Source organism: Psychrobacter glacincola (assembly GCF_904846075.1).
GTDB classification, from domain to species: Bacteria; Pseudomonadota; Gammaproteobacteria; order Pseudomonadales; family Moraxellaceae; genus Psychrobacter; species Psychrobacter glacincola_C.
Genome location: NZ_CAJGZH010000001.1, coordinates 740,739 through 757,534, shown reverse-complemented (window position 1 = coordinate 757,534; position 16,796 = coordinate 740,739). Strand labels below are relative to the sequence as shown.

At 43.8% G+C, this 16,796-nt stretch carries 13 protein-coding genes and 4 tRNA genes; 6 read left to right on the top strand and 11 right to left on the bottom strand.

Features of this window, described 5'->3' with window-relative positions; genetic code table 11:
* Window positions 1-48: 48 nt before the first annotated feature.
* The 3 genes from JMW85_RS03265 (at window position 49) to JMW85_RS03255 (ending at window position 2,236) form a co-directional block, all read left to right on the top strand.
* Window positions 49-597, top strand: coding sequence for a DUF421 domain-containing protein (locus JMW85_RS03265; protein WP_201580936.1), 549 nt, complete (start codon window positions 49-51; stop codon window positions 595-597).
* A gap of 128 nt (window positions 598-725) precedes the next feature.
* Window positions 726-1,214, top strand: a complete 489-nt coding sequence (rlmH, locus tag JMW85_RS03260) for a 23S rRNA (pseudouridine(1915)-N(3))-methyltransferase RlmH (RefSeq protein WP_201580935.1) — start codon at window positions 726-728, stop codon at window positions 1,212-1,214.
* A gap of 128 nt (window positions 1,215-1,342) precedes the next feature.
* Window positions 1,343-2,236, top strand: a complete 894-nt coding sequence (locus JMW85_RS03255; RefSeq protein ID WP_201580934.1) for a DODA-type extradiol aromatic ring-opening family dioxygenase — start codon at window positions 1,343-1,345, stop codon at window positions 2,234-2,236.
* 31 nt (window positions 2,237-2,267) lie between these two features.
* Here JMW85_RS03255 and JMW85_RS03250 read toward each other — a convergent pair whose 3' ends face one another.
* From JMW85_RS03250 to JMW85_RS03240, 3 genes are all read right to left on the bottom strand, one after another.
* Window positions 2,268-3,761, bottom strand: coding sequence for an amidase (locus tag JMW85_RS03250; protein ID WP_201580933.1), 1,494 nt, complete (start codon window positions 3,759-3,761; stop codon window positions 2,268-2,270).
* 124 nt (window positions 3,762-3,885) lie between these two features.
* Entirely contained in the window at window positions 3,886-4,167 is a 282-nt protein-coding gene (locus tag JMW85_RS03245) for a hypothetical protein (protein ID WP_201580932.1), read from the bottom strand.
* 97 nt (window positions 4,168-4,264) lie between these two features.
* Window positions 4,265-7,648, bottom strand: a complete 3,384-nt coding sequence (locus JMW85_RS03240) for a DNA translocase FtsK (protein ID WP_201580931.1) — start codon at window positions 7,646-7,648, stop codon at window positions 4,265-4,267.
* Window positions 7,649-8,217: 569 nt separating this feature from the next.
* Here JMW85_RS03240 and trxB point away from each other — a divergent pair.
* The 3 genes from trxB (at window position 8,218) to JMW85_RS03225 (ending at window position 10,581) form a co-directional block, all read left to right on the top strand.
* Window positions 8,218-9,240: a thioredoxin-disulfide reductase gene (gene trxB / locus JMW85_RS03235; RefSeq protein ID WP_045456114.1), complete on the top strand. Its 1,023-nt coding sequence runs from the start codon at window positions 8,218-8,220 to the stop codon at window positions 9,238-9,240.
* Window positions 9,241-10,050, top strand: coding sequence for a leucyl/phenylalanyl-tRNA--protein transferase (gene aat, locus JMW85_RS03230; protein ID WP_201580930.1), 810 nt, complete (start codon window positions 9,241-9,243; stop codon window positions 10,048-10,050).
* A gap of 96 nt (window positions 10,051-10,146) precedes the next feature.
* Window positions 10,147-10,581 (top strand): MerR family transcriptional regulator, encoded by a 435-nt coding sequence (locus JMW85_RS03225; RefSeq protein WP_045447676.1) that lies wholly within the window; start codon window positions 10,147-10,149, stop codon window positions 10,579-10,581.
* Window positions 10,582-10,644: 63 nt separating this feature from the next.
* Here JMW85_RS03225 and rimI read toward each other — a convergent pair whose 3' ends face one another.
* From rimI to JMW85_RS03185, 8 genes are all read right to left on the bottom strand, one after another.
* Window positions 10,645-11,142 (bottom strand): ribosomal protein S18-alanine N-acetyltransferase, encoded by a 498-nt coding sequence (rimI, locus tag JMW85_RS03220; RefSeq protein WP_201580929.1) that lies wholly within the window; start codon window positions 11,140-11,142, stop codon window positions 10,645-10,647.
* A gap of 180 nt (window positions 11,143-11,322) precedes the next feature.
* Entirely contained in the window at window positions 11,323-12,513 is a 1,191-nt protein-coding gene (gene tuf, locus JMW85_RS03215) for an elongation factor Tu (RefSeq protein WP_055124836.1), read from the bottom strand.
* 523 nt (window positions 12,514-13,036) lie between these two features.
* A tRNA-Thr gene (locus JMW85_RS03210) sits at window positions 13,037-13,111 on the bottom strand.
* Window positions 13,112-13,230: 119 nt separating this feature from the next.
* Window positions 13,231-13,304: transfer RNA gene (locus JMW85_RS03205), tRNA-Gly, on the bottom strand.
* An 84-nt stretch (window positions 13,305-13,388) separates the two neighbouring features.
* A tRNA-Tyr gene (locus JMW85_RS03200) sits at window positions 13,389-13,472 on the bottom strand.
* 67 nt (window positions 13,473-13,539) lie between these two features.
* Window positions 13,540-13,615 (bottom strand) — tRNA-Thr (locus JMW85_RS03195).
* Between the two features lie 184 nt (window positions 13,616-13,799).
* The gene (locus JMW85_RS03190) at window positions 13,800-15,296 is read right to left on the bottom strand and encodes an anthranilate synthase component I family protein (RefSeq protein ID WP_109591058.1); all 1,497 of its coding nucleotides are present in this window, start codon (window positions 15,294-15,296) and stop codon (window positions 13,800-13,802) included.
* Window positions 15,297-15,573: 277 nt separating this feature from the next.
* Window positions 15,574-16,728: an FHA domain-containing protein gene (locus tag JMW85_RS03185; protein WP_109591056.1), complete on the bottom strand. Its 1,155-nt coding sequence runs from the start codon at window positions 16,726-16,728 to the stop codon at window positions 15,574-15,576.
* Window positions 16,729-16,796 lie beyond the last annotated feature (68 nt).

Sequence of the window (16,796 nt, the reverse complement as noted above, 5' to 3'; positions counted from 1 at the left end):
ATGATTGTGGGTGATTAACGGTTTTATATTTTAATAGGAGCATTTATCATGGACATGATTTTTTTTGACAATATAGACAAGCTTGGACGCATCGTTTTGACGACTGTCATGGTTTATGTGTTGATCGTACTGGTGACCAAAATCTCAGGTAAACGCTCCACTTCGCAGCTTAATAATTTTGATTGGATCGTCACCGTGATGATCGGTTCACTTGGTGCCAGTACTATTCTGCTCAAAGACATTCCTTTTGTCGAAGGGGTTTCATCGATTTTAGTACTTTATCTATTGCAGTTTTTAGTTACGAAATACGCCTCTATCTCACCGCAATTTAGCAGTTTTATTTTGTCAGAGCCGCGTATTGTTTTCTATCAAGGGCAGTTTTTGCCAGATGCCATGCGCGCTGAGCGGCTGACTCGTCAAGAGATTGAATGTGCGATGCGCTCTGAAGGAGTGCATCGTTTCGATGATGTGGAAGCCATCGTTTTTGAATCTGATGCCAAGCTTACTATTATTCCAAAACCTAGCCCAACTGATGTAAGCGATAATTACCAAAATACAGAAGATACTGTCTCGCAAACCATACAGGCTTTGATGTAAGACCTATTGTTTATCGAAGATTAGTAAATCATAAAAAAGCTTCGTAAAATCTTGTTTGTTACGTTCACTTCAGCGTAGAATTCTTTTGTTACATTTTACTAATGACTAAAATTAAAGTGGTACTGGCTATGAAAGTAAGGATTTTAACCGTCGGTAATAAAATGCCTAAATGGGTACAGACGGGGTTCGATGAGTATTTTAAGCGTATCCAACCTATGCTCAGTACAGAAATCGTGGAAATTGCTGCCGCAAAGCGTGCAAAAAACCCTTCTGATGCCAATTTGGCACAATACCGTGAGCAAGAAGGACAGGCAATATTAGCCGCTCATAATGCTTCAGGGCGTGAGCAACTATGGGTATTGGATGTCAAAGGTAAAATGATTTCGACAGAAGGGCTGGCTGATAAATTAGCTAATGGCATGCAGCAAGGCGATGATATTGCACTGGTGATCGGCGGTGCAGACGGCGTATCGCCAGAAGTATTAGTCAAAGCTGATGTAAAATTGTCACTATCAGCGCTGACATTACCGCATCCGCTGGTACGTGTTGTGCTAATGGAACAATTGTATCGCGCGATGAGTATCAACAACAATCATCCTTATCATCGTGGCAATTAAGCAATCGTTAAACACTGCCATACTCTGTGCTAATATTTTGTGCCGATATTCTGTGCTGATAGTTTATGAGCAACAATATCAATGATAGAAAAGATTGAAAAATCGCTGTGCGCCCTAATAAACGCTACATGAAATATCCAAAACATGCGACACCTAACGTCCCTCATTCAATTCATCAGCCTGATGACTCGTACTCTCATTCGCCAACGCCTATTACGGCGACTGGTGTTTGGACAGATGTATCTGCTTCAGGGTCAAATGTAGCTAAGCTACCAGCATTGTTTATCTCGCATGGTGCACCCACGCTTGCCATTGAACAATCTGCCACGACCAGTGCACTGGCACGTATCGGGCAAAACTTACCAAAGCCACGTGCCATCCTGATTATGTCAGCGCATTGGCAATCCGCCAAACTCGAAATAAGCAGTAATCCTCAACCCAAGACTTGGCACGACTTTTCAGGTTTTCCGCCTGAGCTATATGAGCTTCAATACCCTGCATCTGGTCAGCCAGCACTTGCTGAATCCCTTGCCCAGCAGCTCACTGCACGCGGTATTACTTGTAGCGTCAATCCGGTGCGGGCTTGCGATCATGGGGTATGGGCACCGCTCAGGCACTTATATCCAGAGGCTGAGATACCTATCGTACAGGTTTCTCTACCGCAGCATTATGACAGTATCGCCTGTTATCAATTGGGTGCGCAGCTGGCGCGCCTACGTGAAGAGCAAATACTGATCATCGGTTCAGGTAACATTACCCATAATCTGCAAGCATTACGCTGGCAAGCAGATAGTGTTGACCAAACGGCTAAAGCATTTAAGCAATGGCTGCTACAACAGCTCAAAACAGACATTCCTAGTGCTTTAGATTGGCAGCAATATCCTGACTATAAAGACATTCATCCGAGTGACGAGCATCTGTTGCCATTGTTTTTTGCCTTAGGTACAGGTCAGCGTGTCTCAGTTGTCCATCAAAGCATGGCGCATCATAGCTTGGGCATGGATATTTATCGATTTGATTGAGTAATCATTACTTAATCGATAGAATGCAAACTTACTTCTCAAAGGCTGCCTCGGTAAACAACCCTGCTCGCTCCATCTCCCCTGCTACACTGAATAATGTCGCTTCATCATTCATACGCCCAATCAGCTGCATCCCAATTGGCAAACCTTTTTTACTCATTCCTACCGGTAATGACATCGCTGGCAATCCCGTGATATTACCCAGTAGTGTAAAGGCCATTTTGCCCAGCACAGGCTGACTAAGCTTTTCGATCATACCTGAGCTAAAGGCATACTTACCCATATCGATGCCCTTATTGAGCACTCCTGCGCTACGCATGAGCATTTCATCCATACGACTTGGTGTCAATACACCATGCTTAACTGCAGGTGTCGGCACGGTCGGACATAAAATCATGTCATAGGTTTCAAGTAACAAGCCAGTTTGATACTGACTGTGATGCCAACCATGCTTAGCATGCGCCAAATCAACGGCTGATAACGAGCGACCCAGCAATGCCATATTATAGGTTTGCGGCTCTAGGTTTTTGATATGTTCTACCCCAAAGTCACGCTCGATATTATCAATGGTAAAAGCGGTATGGGTGCAGACCACCACCATAAAGTCATGCCAAAACTGCTCGATATTAATATTCGGCTCGGCAGGTATGACGCGATGACCCATGGCTTCTAGCTGCTTAGCCGTTTGTTCTAATACGGCTAACACTTCTTTATCCACCACAGTATTGGCAATCAATGGCTGTTGATGTAAGGCAATGGTTAATTGTCTTGGTGCGCGCATCGCTGCTTGCAAAAATGTGCCATCAGGTGGCGCAATGACATAAGGCGCACCAATCTCTGCGCCATTTGTAGCGTCGAGCATCGCGGCACTGTCACGTACGCTGCGGGTAATCACGTGATCTGCGACTGCACCTTCCCAGCCTTCCCCGAATTTAGGGCCTATCGGATTACGACCACGGCTGGGTTTAAGTCCAAACGCGCCGCACCAAGCAGCAGGGAAGCGTATTGAGCCACCACCATCACCCGCACCCGCCATCGATACGATACCACTTGCTACTGACGCGGCACTACCGCCCGATGAACCACCAGAGCTGTAACCTTTTTTGAAAGGGTTATGAGTCGCACCATGGGCTTTTGGTTCAGTGGTAATGATCAAACCAAATTCTGGCGTATTGGTTTTGCCAAAGGTATTCACACCTGTGGCTTTCATGCGCTTGACGATTTCACTGTCGCTCTCAGAGATGATATTAACACTACGACTGCCCATCGTGATTGGCTCATCGGCAAAGCTAAATGACAAATCTTTGAGCAAATAAGGCACACCATTGAATATACCTGAGGGTAATCCCGCCTGTGCAGCATGATAAGCACGCTCATCAAAACGATGGATGATGGCGTTTAATTTGGGATTGAGTGTATTGGCTTGATAGACGGCAGCATCCAATAACTCTTTAGCGCTGACTTCACCTGCATTGACCAATGCCGCCAATGCTATGGCATCATATTGGGTATATTCTTTAAACATAACTGACCTTCCTTGGTTTATAAGTATTGAGTTAAGTTAAACTAATATAGTGTTGTTTTCTTAATAATGTCTACTCATAAAAAAAGCCAAACAGTTATGTTTGACTTTTCTGTTTTTGAAAGCTTTATTTTAGTTCAAACTGAACAAACCTATTCCATTCTTCAATCGCATTATTTATTGATTTTTGATGGTTTTTAATTCCACGGTTCTGTTCCTCAACAAAGTCGTTAATACAACTTTGATACTTATTAACATCATCCACAAATCGATTGTATTGAGCCTCAGATGTAAAGTTATAGGGTTTACTAGGCTTAGAACAGTACATATGCTTTTGAAACGTATCAGCAAGCGTAATGTTGGAAATACCTAAAGTTGCAACGATAATAGTAAATACTATCTTTTTCATAAAACTTCCCTATATATTGAGCAGATGCAATTATTACTCTTTATATTTATTCTAATATAGATAACCAACGATAACTACTTTTAAGCTCAACATTTATCTACATTAATAGCTCACGCTTACCGCTTTTGCCCATTGAGCTGACCAACCCCGCGTCCTCCATAGAATCTACGATACGTGCGGCACGGTTATAGCCGATACTAAATTTACGCTGGATACTAGAAGCAGAAACTTTCCGCGTCTCCATAATAAAGGCCACAGCATCGTTATAAAGGTCGTCATCCTCACCAGAGGCATTCGCCGTACTACCACCGCCACTAGGACTAGACAGTTCAAAGTTGCCTGCCATATTATCAATATAATCAGGCGCACCGCGTTCACGCCACGCATCACAAACACGGTTGACCTCTTCATCGCTGACATAGGCACCATGCACACGGTCCGGCTCAATTTGCCCAGGTCCTAAAAATAGCATGTCACCATTACCCAGCATGTCTTCGGCACCGCCACTGTCCAGAATCGTCCGCGAATCTACTTTTGAGTTCACTCGTAACGCTGCCCGCACGGGAATATTGGCTTTAATCAGACCAGTAATGACATCGACCGACGGACGCTGGGTAGCAAGCATTAAATGAATCCCTGCTGCGCGTGATTTTTGTGCCAAGCGGGTGATAAGCTCTTCGGCTTGTTTACCAACCTGCATAATCATATCGGCAAACTCATCCGCGACAATGACAATCATCGGCAAGGTTTTTAGCTTCGGTGCTTGGCTGATACTCACGCTGTCATTAGGTCGCCACAAAGGATCAAGCATCGGATTGCCCGATTTTTCAGCAGCAATGACCTTTTTATTAAACTCATTAAGCTTACGCACCTTTAATAAGCTCATAAGCTGATAACGGCGTTCCATTTCTGCCACGCACCATGACAAGGCACTGGCCGCTTCCGTCATATCAGTGACCACTGGCGTTAGCAGATGCGGAATATCGTTGTAGTTGGCAAGCTCAAGCTGCTTTGGATCGATCAAAATAAGGCGCAGCTCATTCGGCGTATATTTTAGCAGCATCGACAGTAGCATCGAGTTGACCAAGACCGATTTACCAGAGCCTGTGGTGCCGGCAACGAGCATATGCGGCGCGCGAGCAAGGTCAGTAATAATCGGATTACCGCCGATGTCTTTACCCATCGCCATACTGATTTGGGCTTTAGGGTCGATAAATTTTTCCGTATTTAACAGCTCAATCAAACGTACCATTTCGCGCTGCTTGTTTGGCACCTCAATACCAATATACGGCTTACCCGGAATGACCTCGACCACACGCAAGGACGCCATCGATAACGAACGCGCCAAATCGCGTGAAATACCCGTCACTTTACTGGCTTTTACCCCAGCAGCAAGCTCTACTTCAAAGCGCGTTACTACGGGACCTGGGATGGCATTAACCACAGCAGCCTTGACATTAAACTCTTGCAATTTGATTTCTAATAGCTCGGACAACTGCTCAAGCTCGGCCAATGTATAGCTCGGCTTACGGTCAGGGTCAGGCTTATCTAAAATAGAAATCTCAGGGATAGGTGTAAGGCTACTGCGATAGGCAGCCGTTTGCATCGAGCGTGATTTTTGACTGAAGGCGGCATCATCGCTAATATGCGGCATCACCGGCAGGTCAGTGTCGTCAGCTCGACTGTCATCTTCTGGCATCATGTCAGCAATATGATTGCTGCTATCGCCTTCTGGCACCGCAAAGCTTACCGTAGGTTTAGCCGCTGTTACGGGCGAAGCATTTGTTTCTGTAATACCAGTTGCTGCTGTCGGCGCGAGTTTAGGATTGGCAGGCGGCGTATTGGTCGGTGTCATATCAGTAACTGACGCAACTGGTACAACCACGTCTACTGCTTTGGCGACACTCGCTTCATTAGATATATAAGAAGGTTCGAAATCCTCTGACAGTTCAGGCTCTTCATCAAACCATTTATCAGTAAAGTCGTTCATTTCGCTATTATATGAGTCTGTCGCAGGCGCTGTGACTGCTGCTTGTTTGGGCAGCTCAGTCATATTGGCTGCTTGCACTGTTCCTGAAGGTTGCCCTGTTTCTGCAGGCTGCATAGCTGTAGATGTTGAGACATCCGCATGCTCTGCCAACCATGCATCAGCCAGTATATCAACGGCCTCCACTTTATCCTCTAACTCAAACGATTCAAGCTCATTATTTGTTTCGTCAACCGTCTCACCGTATACCAGCTCATTTATTGATGGCTGAGCTGTTGACGGCAAGTTCTCTGTTGATTGAGCTTCGGACATCTCTACGGCTGATATCGCTGTAGAGTCTGATACCACAGTCTCTAACGACTCAGTATTGCTATCAGCAGATACAGAAGTAGTAGCAGCTGAATCAGAAGTGTTCATATCATTAGCGTGATAAGCCATTTGCTCACTGGCTAATAAGTCATCGACAGTATTGGCGTCATTCCAAGCAAAGCTTGGCTCGACTTTACGGATAGCAGTCATGGCAGGACTTGACGGCGTCGATGTATTCGTATGACTTGCTAGATTTTGAACAGTACTGCTAGGTGTTTCTACTGAGACAGGGACAGGCTCACTATTCTCACGACTAGATTTAGCAGCTGAATTAGGCATCGCCGCTTGTGTTGCGGCAACTACAGAAGCTTTAACGCTCTCAGCCAACCCTGACGTTGCCAAAAACTCTGACAACACATTGCTGAACCGACCACTGTTGTCTACGGCTTGAGCATTGCCAGCAACTTGTAACTCAAGTGGCAGCTGCTCGTGATCGGCTGCGTCTTGTTTCGCATTACTGTTGGCTATACTTTCATCATTTTGCTTGGCATTGATATTTTCTGGCGTGGTTGATACGCTATCGTGCATTCTACCCTGACGCTTCACCCCTGAGCCAAGCCACGATAGCGCCTTAACCTTCTCATAAATCGCTAGCCAATGAATATTAAAGGCAAAAGTCGCGGTAATAATGACAAATGCCGTCAAGAAAATCACACTCCCCCACTGCGATAAAAGCTGTGCCAAACGCGCCTGTAATTCAAATCCAATAATGCCACCAGCCACGCTTTCCAGCCCTAGCGTTCCTGAATTGGTCAATTGCTGTACTAACGCCACCAATTGTGCAAACAAAGCGCTGGCACTTAATAATAAAAACACATAAGCAACCACTCGCATCAGCCAAAACGTTGGCTTGTTGTCCCACCAAATAATGATAGACTCATAAACCACAAACGCCAGCAGCCACCATGCACCAAAACCAAAGAAGCTATAAAGCAAGTCAGATAACCAAGCACCCGATTCGCCGCCTACATTATTAATCGTGGTCATATCGCTACTGATATGCGACCAACTAGGATCGTTACTGGTATATGTCATCAAAATGACAAATAGATAAACGGCCAGTATTAACCCAAGGAGGGTAAATATTCCCTTTTTTAAATACTCAATAAGCGGTGCTGATATCACGTAAGATCTGCCTTGTTATTAATACTAAATGGTTGCCAATGCATGACTAAGCCTAATCATGCTGACATAAAGCGCTGATAAAGGGATGGATATAAAGTGCTGATACAAACGCACTTAGCGAAGTGTACAGAAAACATTGTCTATTATAAAAGCGATATACAACAGCCTTCTTTTTGCCTTTGGCACACTTGGCATAACTTCTTATAATAACAAATACATAGGGATAGTGGCGACCGTCTTACAAAGAAAGCGTGCAATAAAATCAGTCTGTATACGGTTTAAGCAAAAACCTATGTCACTTGCAAAATATAACGAACAGAACAAGGACAGTCATATTAGGTAAGCCCTATAAAATACCAGCGGTTTCTAACCATAATATTTCAAGAAAAATATACTTTGATTGTAATCATACCTGTGTTTGTTTTAGCAAACTTGTACTTTTCGTCCAATGCCCTTATGTTATTATCACGCAGCGATTAGAAAATCCCATTAGCATCAATTTTGAAGACTGTTTTTTATCATATTGCTCACTCATATTTTTAACATTTATATTTAGCAAGGAATAACTCATGGCAACTGACAATACTGCTCCACGTCACGAAAAACTCATTATCCTAGGCTCAGGCCCTGCTGGTTATGCAGCGGCTGTGTATGCCGCACGTGCCAACCTCAAACCTGTCATGGTCACGGGCATGGAAGTAGGTGGACAGCTAACTACCACCACTGAAGTCGATAACTGGCCGGGCGATGCGCATGACTTAACGGGTCCTGCATTGATGGATCGCATGAAAGCCCATGCCGAGCGCTTCGGTACTGAACTGGTTTATGACCATATCAATGAAGTCAATTTAAACGTGCGCCCTTTTGAGCTGACGGGTAATAATGGTAGCTACACTTGTGATGCGCTTATTATCTCGACTGGCGCATCAGCACAGTATTTGGGGTTGGAGTCAGAAACCAAATTTCGTGGCCTAGGCGTATCAGCGTGTGCAACTTGTGATGGTTTCTTTTATAAAGATCAGAAAGTCGCGGTGATTGGTGGTGGTAATACGGCTGTCGAAGAAGCATTGTATTTATCAAATATCGCTGCTGAAGTGACCTTGGTGCATCGCCGTGATAGCTTACGCTCTGAAAAAATCCTCCAAGATAAATTGTTTGAAAAGGTCAAAAACGGTAATATTAAAATCGAGTGGAATCATAAAGTCAAAGAAGTCGTCGGCGATGACATGGGCGTCAATGGCGTAATCATCGAATCTATGATTGATGGCAGCACCAAACAGTTAGACGTGTTTGGTATGTTTGTCGCGATTGGTCATAAACCGAATACAGACTTATTTAAAGGTCAGCTGGATATGAAAGACGGCTATCTTATTGTCAAAAGCGGCTTAGACGGCAATGCCACACAAACCAGTATCGAAGGCGTATTTGCCGCAGGTGATGTCGCAGACCATGTCTATCGTCAAGCTATCACTTCTGCTGGTACGGGCTGTATGGCCGCGCTAGATGCTGAAAAATACTTGGATGCGATTGGCGAAGCCACAGCCGCTGACCATACTTATGCGTCAACATTGACTGCTGATAAAGAAGCCTAAATGGGTAATTTCTCTCAATACAATAATGAGCATATCACGCCTGAGACCTTAAAAAGTCTTGGGCGTTATGACTTTCCTGACCCTTTGATGGTTGATCCTGACGGCATTGGCATCGTCGCTGTCGGAGGAGATTTGGCAGCCGAAACATTAATTTCTGCTTACGCGCAAGGTCTGTTTCCTTGGTTTAATGAAGATGAACCAATTGCATGGTGGTGCCCAGAGCCGCGCTGTGTGATGGTGCCAACCAATTATAAGCCAAGCAAGTCGCTGCGTAAGCAAGCCATCCGCGAGCGTTGGCAATTAACCCTGAATCAAGCTTTTGATGACGTTATTCATGCCTGTAGTTTACCGCGCAGTGATCGCCTCAATAATGAACAGCCCGAGGGCGAACATACTTGGATTCATGAAGAAATGATTGAGGCTTATACCGAACTGCATGCACAAGGATTTGCACATAGCATTGAAGTTTGGAATGATAAAGGGCAACTCATTGGCGGGCTTTATGGTCTAAAAATAGGTAGCATTTACTTTGGCGAATCGATGTTTCATATCGCCTCTAACGCCTCAAAGTTCGCATTTTGGGGTTTAATGCGCTTATGTGAACAAAGCCATGTGGCGCTGGTCGACTGTCAGCTACCAAATGAGCATTTGATGAGCTTGGGTGCAACCACGCTACCGCGTGCTGACTTTTTGACTCAATTGGATCTGTTAACGGCTAATAGCACTGTCAAATGGCAAAATAACTCTCATAAACCACTCGCCGTATCGTTACTTGATACCATAGAACCTTGGCAGCTTATCTTAAAATAAATACGATGACTAAGTGATGGATAGCTTATGTCTGTTTGTTAATCGCTACTTTATTAACTCGTACCTTATCAACTGCTACCTACCGACGAGGTTATCATGGCACCCGACACATCGTTCTTACTGATTGGAACACTGGCAACAAAAGCTCAAACAACCAAAGATACCGTTCGTCATTATGACCAACTGGGCTTGCTAAAATCTCGTAAGCGTCAGGCAGGCTCCCGTTTATATACCGAGTTTCATCCAGAATGTATCGAACGTATTGAGCTAATCAAAAGTGCGCAAGCGATTGGCTTTACACTCACTGAAATCAGAGACAGCTTGAATGATTATTACGATGGTCAATTGGATGTTGATTTACAACTGATGCTTACTCAGCAAAAATTGGCGCAAATACAAAAACAGCAAGCCAATATCAGCCTCATGGTAGAACTATTAAGCGAACGCATCGACGTTCTTGAGCGTATGAAAGTAGATAATGACTATAAACTCAATATTGAAATCTGTAAAAAGAAAATACCCACCCAATAATGATAAAAGTGCCGACCCATCTACTATTCTGCGGGTTTATTTGGCTCCATTCGATACCATTCATTATTCTCGGACGTACAGGCGCTGCATAATCAGGGCATCAATAGCTGGTTGATGGGGAGTTTGGTAATACCCTTTACGCTTATGAATGAGAGCAAATTCTTGCTGCTCATATAAGGCTATCGCAGGCGTATTATCTGCGCGCACCTCTAATAAAAGGCTCTCCACCTGATGCTTTCTCAATTCTGTATTCAATCTGGCAAAAATTTGTGAGGCAATACCTTGACGTTGATAATCAGGATGAGTGCCAATACGTAAAATCTCCGCTTGTTCAAAAATCACTTGATATAAACAATAGCCTGTCACAGTAGTATTAATAATAATATTGTCTTTTTGCTCATAAACGATCAGCAGATGCATGCTATCTTGTTTGAGTGATTCCACCAATGTCTGATAGCCCCAAGCATCTTGCGGTTGAACGATGGCTTCAATATCCGCTACTGCTTGCAGCACTTGCTCAAAATCTGCACTATGGGTTGATAAAACCTTTATCATCAACATTATGTATCCTCTTATTATTATTTATACAAACCCAAATACCATAGTACTTACTGTATTTCAAATATTTATCATTATAATATTGATTATACCATTACCTTTTTATAGCTAAAAAAAAGCCACCCTTAAACAAGGATGGCTTTTTTATGACTAACTTACAATCTCATTACTGAGACTGATAGATTAGTTTAGTACGTTAGCAACAACACCAGCGCCTACAGTACGGCCGCCTTCACGAATAGCGAAGCGAAGACCTTTGTCCATAGCGATTGGGTGGATAAGCTCTACGCCCATCTCAACGTTATCACCAGGCATGACCATTTCAGTACCGTCTTGTAATTGGATTGCGCCAGTTACGTCAGTGGTACGGAAGTAGAACTGTGGACGATAGCCGTTTAGGAATGGAGTATGACGACCACCCTCTTCTTTTGACAATACATATACTTCAGCGTCAAACTTGGTGTGAGGAGTGATTGAACCTGGCTTAGCTAGTACTTGGCCACGTTGTACGTCTTCACGCTTAGTACCACGTAGTAGTACGCCACAGTTTTCGCCTGCACGACCTTCGTCAAGCAGTTTACGGAACATCTCTACACCAGTACAGGTGGTTTTTTGAGTGTCACGGATACCGACGATTTCGATTTCGTCGCCTACGCGTACGATACCAGATTCAACACGACCTGTTACAACAGTACCACGGCCTGAGATTGAGAATACGTCTTCGATTGGCATTAGGAATGCTTTATCAACGTCACGCTCTGGCTCTGGGATGTAGGTGTCAAGAACGTTAAGAAGTTCTACAACCGCTGGTTGGCCGTATTTTTCTTGTGAGCCTTTTAGGGCTTCAGTCGCTGAACCATGGATGATTGGGGTGTCATCACCTGGGAAGTCGTAGTCATTAAGAAGTTCACGAACTTCCATTTCTACGAGTTCTAGCAATTCTTCGTCATCAACAACATCACATTTGTTCATGAATACGATGATGTACGGTACGCCAACCTGACGTGAAAGCAGGATGTGCTCACGGGTTTGTGGCATTGGGCCGTCAGTTGCTGATACGACTAGGATTGCGCCGTCCATTTGAGCGGCACCGGTGATCATGTTTTTAACATAATCGGCGTGACCTGGGCAATCGACGTGAGCGTAGTGACGTGCTGGGGTGTCATATTCTACGTGTGAGGTGTTGATGGTGATGCCACGTGCTTTTTCTTCTGGTGCTGAGTCAATAGACGCGTAGTCTTTGGCTTCGCCACCAGAGGTGATTGCTGCTACAGTTGCGATGGCAGCTGTTAGGGTTGTTTTACCGTGGTCAACGTGTCCGATTGTACCGACGTTGACGTGTGGCTTTACGCGTTCAAACTTGGCCTTTGCCATGGGTATTTCCTCTTTTTTTGGTGAATCTTTATCAATCAAAGATCGGTGAATAGCTGTTTGACGGCTCATGATGCATACAGAACCATCAAACCGTTGACGCTATGGCTTATCTACTAAAACTGTTTGATCATTTTACGACTGTATATATGTGCTCAAATCATGCATTTCAATGCTGCACACATAAGTTTAAGCACTATACGTATTTTTTAATCTAGTGAACATTGCAAGATATTATACATTATCGCTGTTGCACTACTTTATCTTAGTGTAAATCATTAATAATATTGGAGCCTGCCGAACCTAGATACTTTTATCTTAAATAATTTTGTCTTAGATACTTTTAGATAATTACTCATGTATTGATAGCTTGATAAATTGACAGCACTAAAAGGCAACACCTCAGTGTCACCCTTAAATATTATTTGCTACACTGTAATTTATAATTTTCAATATTTTGTAATTTCGATATCGATACGAACTGTTTAAAGATGGCAAAGCAAACACAAGAGGTTTAAACAATAAATGGAGCTCATATTGAGAATTGAACTCAAGACCTCTCCCTTACCAAGGGAGTGCTCTACCGCTGAGCTATATGAGCATGTTTTTAATAACCACAAAAAACAACTTATGGATTTACTAAAAAAAATATCACGATACAGCAATACTAAAACTGACTGTCGTGATGATTTATTGATAATCTTTGCGATGTTGTATATATGGAGCGGGTGGCGGGAATCGAACCCGCGTCATTAGCTTGGAAGGCTAAGGTGTTACCATTATACCACACCCGCAATTACTCTTATTCAAGAAGACTCTAATCGAGAGTCATTAAGTATAAAGAGTATGCTTGGCGCTATGACAAACTTTAAAAAATATGGTGGTGGGAGAAGGATTCGAACCTTCGAAGCTTTCGCGACAGATTTACAGTCTGTTGGGTTTGACCGCTCCCCAATCCCACCTTAGATTGCTTTAAACAAAAATGACTTTAGTTTAAGACAGATTCATAAAAAGCTACTTTAAGAGAGATGGTGCCGACTGCCGGGATCGAACTGGCGACCTACTGATTACAAGTCAGTTGCTCTACCAACTGAGCTAAGTCGGCTTGTTCTCTTAAAGTGGTGGCTATTCTATCAAATTTTTTGAAAGACGCAAGCCCTTTTTTGCCTTTTTTATGATTATTTCAATAAAAAAATATAACTAATTGATTGTAATGATGTTTTTTTAAATAAAAAAAATAGGCTATTTTTCCACAATAACCGCATACTGTGTTTTTATGACTGGAGTCCCTAGCGAATCCGTAAACCATTACACGCCATTTTTACCGCTTTGACCAACGCCAATGCTTTTTTGTTGGTCTCTTCCCACTCTGCTTCTGGAATAGAGTCAGCGACCACCCCAGCGCCCGCTTGGATATGAATTTTACCACGGCGCATCACGGCAGTACGAATAGCAATGGCGGTATCCATGTTGCCATGCCAGCCCAGATAACCGACTGAGCCGCCAAATACCGTTCGGCGGACTGGCTCTATCTCGTCAATGATTTGCATGGCGCGTATTTTGGGTGCACCTGATAGCGTACCAGCGGGGAACGTCGCACAAAAAACATCCAACGCATCCTTATTGGGCAATATCGTCCCTTCAACATTAGAAGCAATGTGCATCACTTGCGAGTAACGCTCGACAAACATTTTTTCGGTGACTTTGACACTGCCATATTCACAAACGCGGCCAATATCATTACGACCCAAATCGATAAGCATCAAGTGCTCGGCGATCTCTTTTTTATCACTCAGCAGCTCTTTTTCAAGCGCTAAATCTTCCGCTTCATTTTGTCCGCGTCTACGAGTACCCGCCAATGGTCGTACCGTCACTTTGCCATTTTCGATACGTGATAATATCTCAGGGGATGCTCCAATAATGTCGAAACGCTTGTGATCATCGAGGGTGTAACCATGCACCAGAAACAGATAAGGCGATGGATTTAAGAATCGTAGGGCACGATAAACTGCTAATGAGTCGCCAGTATAATTGGCCGTCAAACGCTGCGCAGGAACGACTTGCATGACATCGCCTGCTAAAATGTAATCCTTTATTTTATTGACATCATGACAATATTTCTGCGCGCCTGTTTGTGAGGTAAATGTCGGCGTTGGCATTACGGGTGCGCTCAGATTTGGCATTTCTGCCAGTTTTTCTTCAATTTTTTCTAGTTCGCGGATGGCATTGCTATAGCCATCTTCAGTGTGACAATCAGCATAAACGATGATAGATAACGTATTTTCTAAACTGTCAAAAACAATCACGCTCATTGACAGCATCAGCCACATATCCGGCATTGTCATCGGATTGGGGGCGTCTGACAAACCCACGCTTGGCTCGATAACCCTCACCATGTCATAGCCAAAGTAACCTACTAAGCCGCCGCTAAAGCTCGGTAGCGTTGCAATATCCTCGACTGTTGGCATCTTATACTGCGCCATTAGCTGACGAATATAGTCAAACGGGTCAGCGACTGCATCGACATCGGTATGGTCATTTTTTTTGACGGTCATATTACCATCGGCATACTGCAAAATGAGATCACTACCTAAACCAATCATCGAATATCGTGCCCAACGCTCCCCGCCTACGACAGACTCAAATAAATATGCAGAGCCGCTTAAATCACGTACTTTAGAAAATACAGATACTGGTGTCTGTGCGTCCATTAGACGTTTTTTTATCAGTGGGGCATGACTAAAGCCACGGTCTTTAAAAGCTTGGTATTCTTCAAAAGTCATCATAGTGAAGCTCTCTTAGCAAAATATTGGCAAAAGATAGGAACAGTAAAAATGATAATAAGCATATAAATGCAATATAGCGTCAACACTCTATCGAATGTTGACGCTATAAAATGACGTATTGTAATTAGCAATGTTCTTAGTCAGCTAATATTTGACGACTGACTAGGCGGCAATGTTCAAAGGCTAATATCAAAGCTCTCTAACATTAATTCACTGTCATACAACGGACTCATTAGTCGATGGCTAGATGCGTGCCATCATCGTTTACATGCGTCAATTATACGCCGCCCATATTAAATAGCCATAGCGCCAATCCGATAATTAGAATGGCAATAAACACCCAAATAAACCAACCACCGCTTGGTTTTTTCTCTGCCTGTCTTGCATTGGCTGGATTACTGATAGTCTGATCCATCGCATTATTACCTTCTGTCCCAAGATCACGAGATTGACCTAGATTGGCAGTGCCAGAAAATTGTGCTGTTGCCGCCTGCTTGGCTCGTAGAATATCGGGATCTGCTTCTTCTTGTAGAGCAGTTTTAGTCGTTTTGTCATGCTCTGATTCAACTGCTGGCTTTTCATGTACAGCTGACTGCTCTACTAATGACGTATCATGAGCAGGTGCTGTCGGTGCCGCCTCTGTCGCTGCGACGACTTCTGGCTGACTTACAGCAGGTTGTGCATCTGCTACAGTTGCAGCAGCGACTGGTGCCGCTTCAGTTGTGTTAGACACGGTATTATCTATAGCCGTTAAGACTTCATCGATGCCCGTTTGTTTGACAATCGGCTCCTGTAAGACTGGTTCAACTGTTTCATTAACACTGGTCTCAGTTACCCCTACTGAGTCTGCTACTCTATCCGAGGCGGTATCAACAGGTACTGTCTTCACATCAGCTATCACAGGCAGAATATATTCGATGCCCGTTTGTTTCACAATCGGCTCTTTTGCCACTGATTCATGAATAACAGGTTCACTCACCGTCAAGTCTTCGACAGCCTGTGTTTCGGCAGTCGTTTCAGCAACCACGGTCTCAGTCTTAGCCACTGAATCCTGTACTGCTACGGGCGCTAATACATCAGTATCTGTGGCAGCAAGTGGCGCGTTTACCTGAAAGCTGAAACTGGCAAATCCAATGGTATCATCTACTTGTAAAAGGCTCGATGTATTACCGTCGATACGCTGCTCGTTGATAAATGTACCGTTCGACGAGTCTAAATCTTTGACATACAATCGACCATCTAAGACGCTTAACACCGCATGATTACGCGATACTTGCTTGCTACCAAGTACCACGTCATTGTCGCTGCCACGACCAACAGACAGGCTGTCATTGACCGTCAACGTTAGGTCACCAAGCGCTTCTGTTAATGCATTAAGTTGCCAAGTCTCTGTGTCGACTGTCGCCTTCATACTATCTGTATTGTTCGTCATGCGGTAACTCCTTATTCTTTTATTAAATTTCAAATGGTTTTAGATAAATCATTGCCAATTTTTTAAGA

Excerpts from the sequence above, each read along its gene's own strand:
- JMW85_RS03265 (WP_201580936.1), top strand. The coding sequence starts at position 49 with ATGGACATGATTTTTTTTGACAATATAGACAAGCTTGGACGCATCGTT.
- rlmH (WP_201580935.1), top strand. The coding sequence starts at position 726 with ATGAAAGTAAGGATTTTAACCGTCGGTAATAAAATGCCTAAATGGGTA.
- JMW85_RS03255 (WP_201580934.1), top strand. The coding sequence starts at position 1,343 with ATGAAATATCCAAAACATGCGACACCTAACGTCCCTCATTCAATTCAT.
- JMW85_RS03250 (WP_201580933.1), bottom strand. The coding sequence starts at position 3,761 with ATGTTTAAAGAATATACCCAATATGATGCCATAGCATTGGCGGCATTG.
- JMW85_RS03245 (WP_201580932.1), bottom strand. The coding sequence starts at position 4,167 with ATGAAAAAGATAGTATTTACTATTATCGTTGCAACTTTAGGTATTTCC.
- trxB (WP_045456114.1), top strand. The coding sequence starts at position 8,218 with ATGGCAACTGACAATACTGCTCCACGTCACGAAAAACTCATTATCCTA.
- aat (WP_201580930.1), top strand. The coding sequence starts at position 9,241 with ATGGGTAATTTCTCTCAATACAATAATGAGCATATCACGCCTGAGACC.
- JMW85_RS03225 (WP_045447676.1), top strand. The coding sequence starts at position 10,147 with ATGGCACCCGACACATCGTTCTTACTGATTGGAACACTGGCAACAAAA.
- rimI (WP_201580929.1), bottom strand. The coding sequence starts at position 11,142 with ATGTTGATGATAAAGGTTTTATCAACCCATAGTGCAGATTTTGAGCAA.
- tuf (WP_055124836.1), bottom strand. The coding sequence starts at position 12,513 with ATGGCAAAGGCCAAGTTTGAACGCGTAAAGCCACACGTCAACGTCGGT.
- JMW85_RS03190 (WP_109591058.1), bottom strand. The coding sequence starts at position 15,296 with ATGATGACTTTTGAAGAATACCAAGCTTTTAAAGACCGTGGCTTTAGT.
- JMW85_RS03185 (WP_109591056.1), bottom strand. The coding sequence starts at position 16,728 with ATGACGAACAATACAGATAGTATGAAGGCGACAGTCGACACAGAGACT.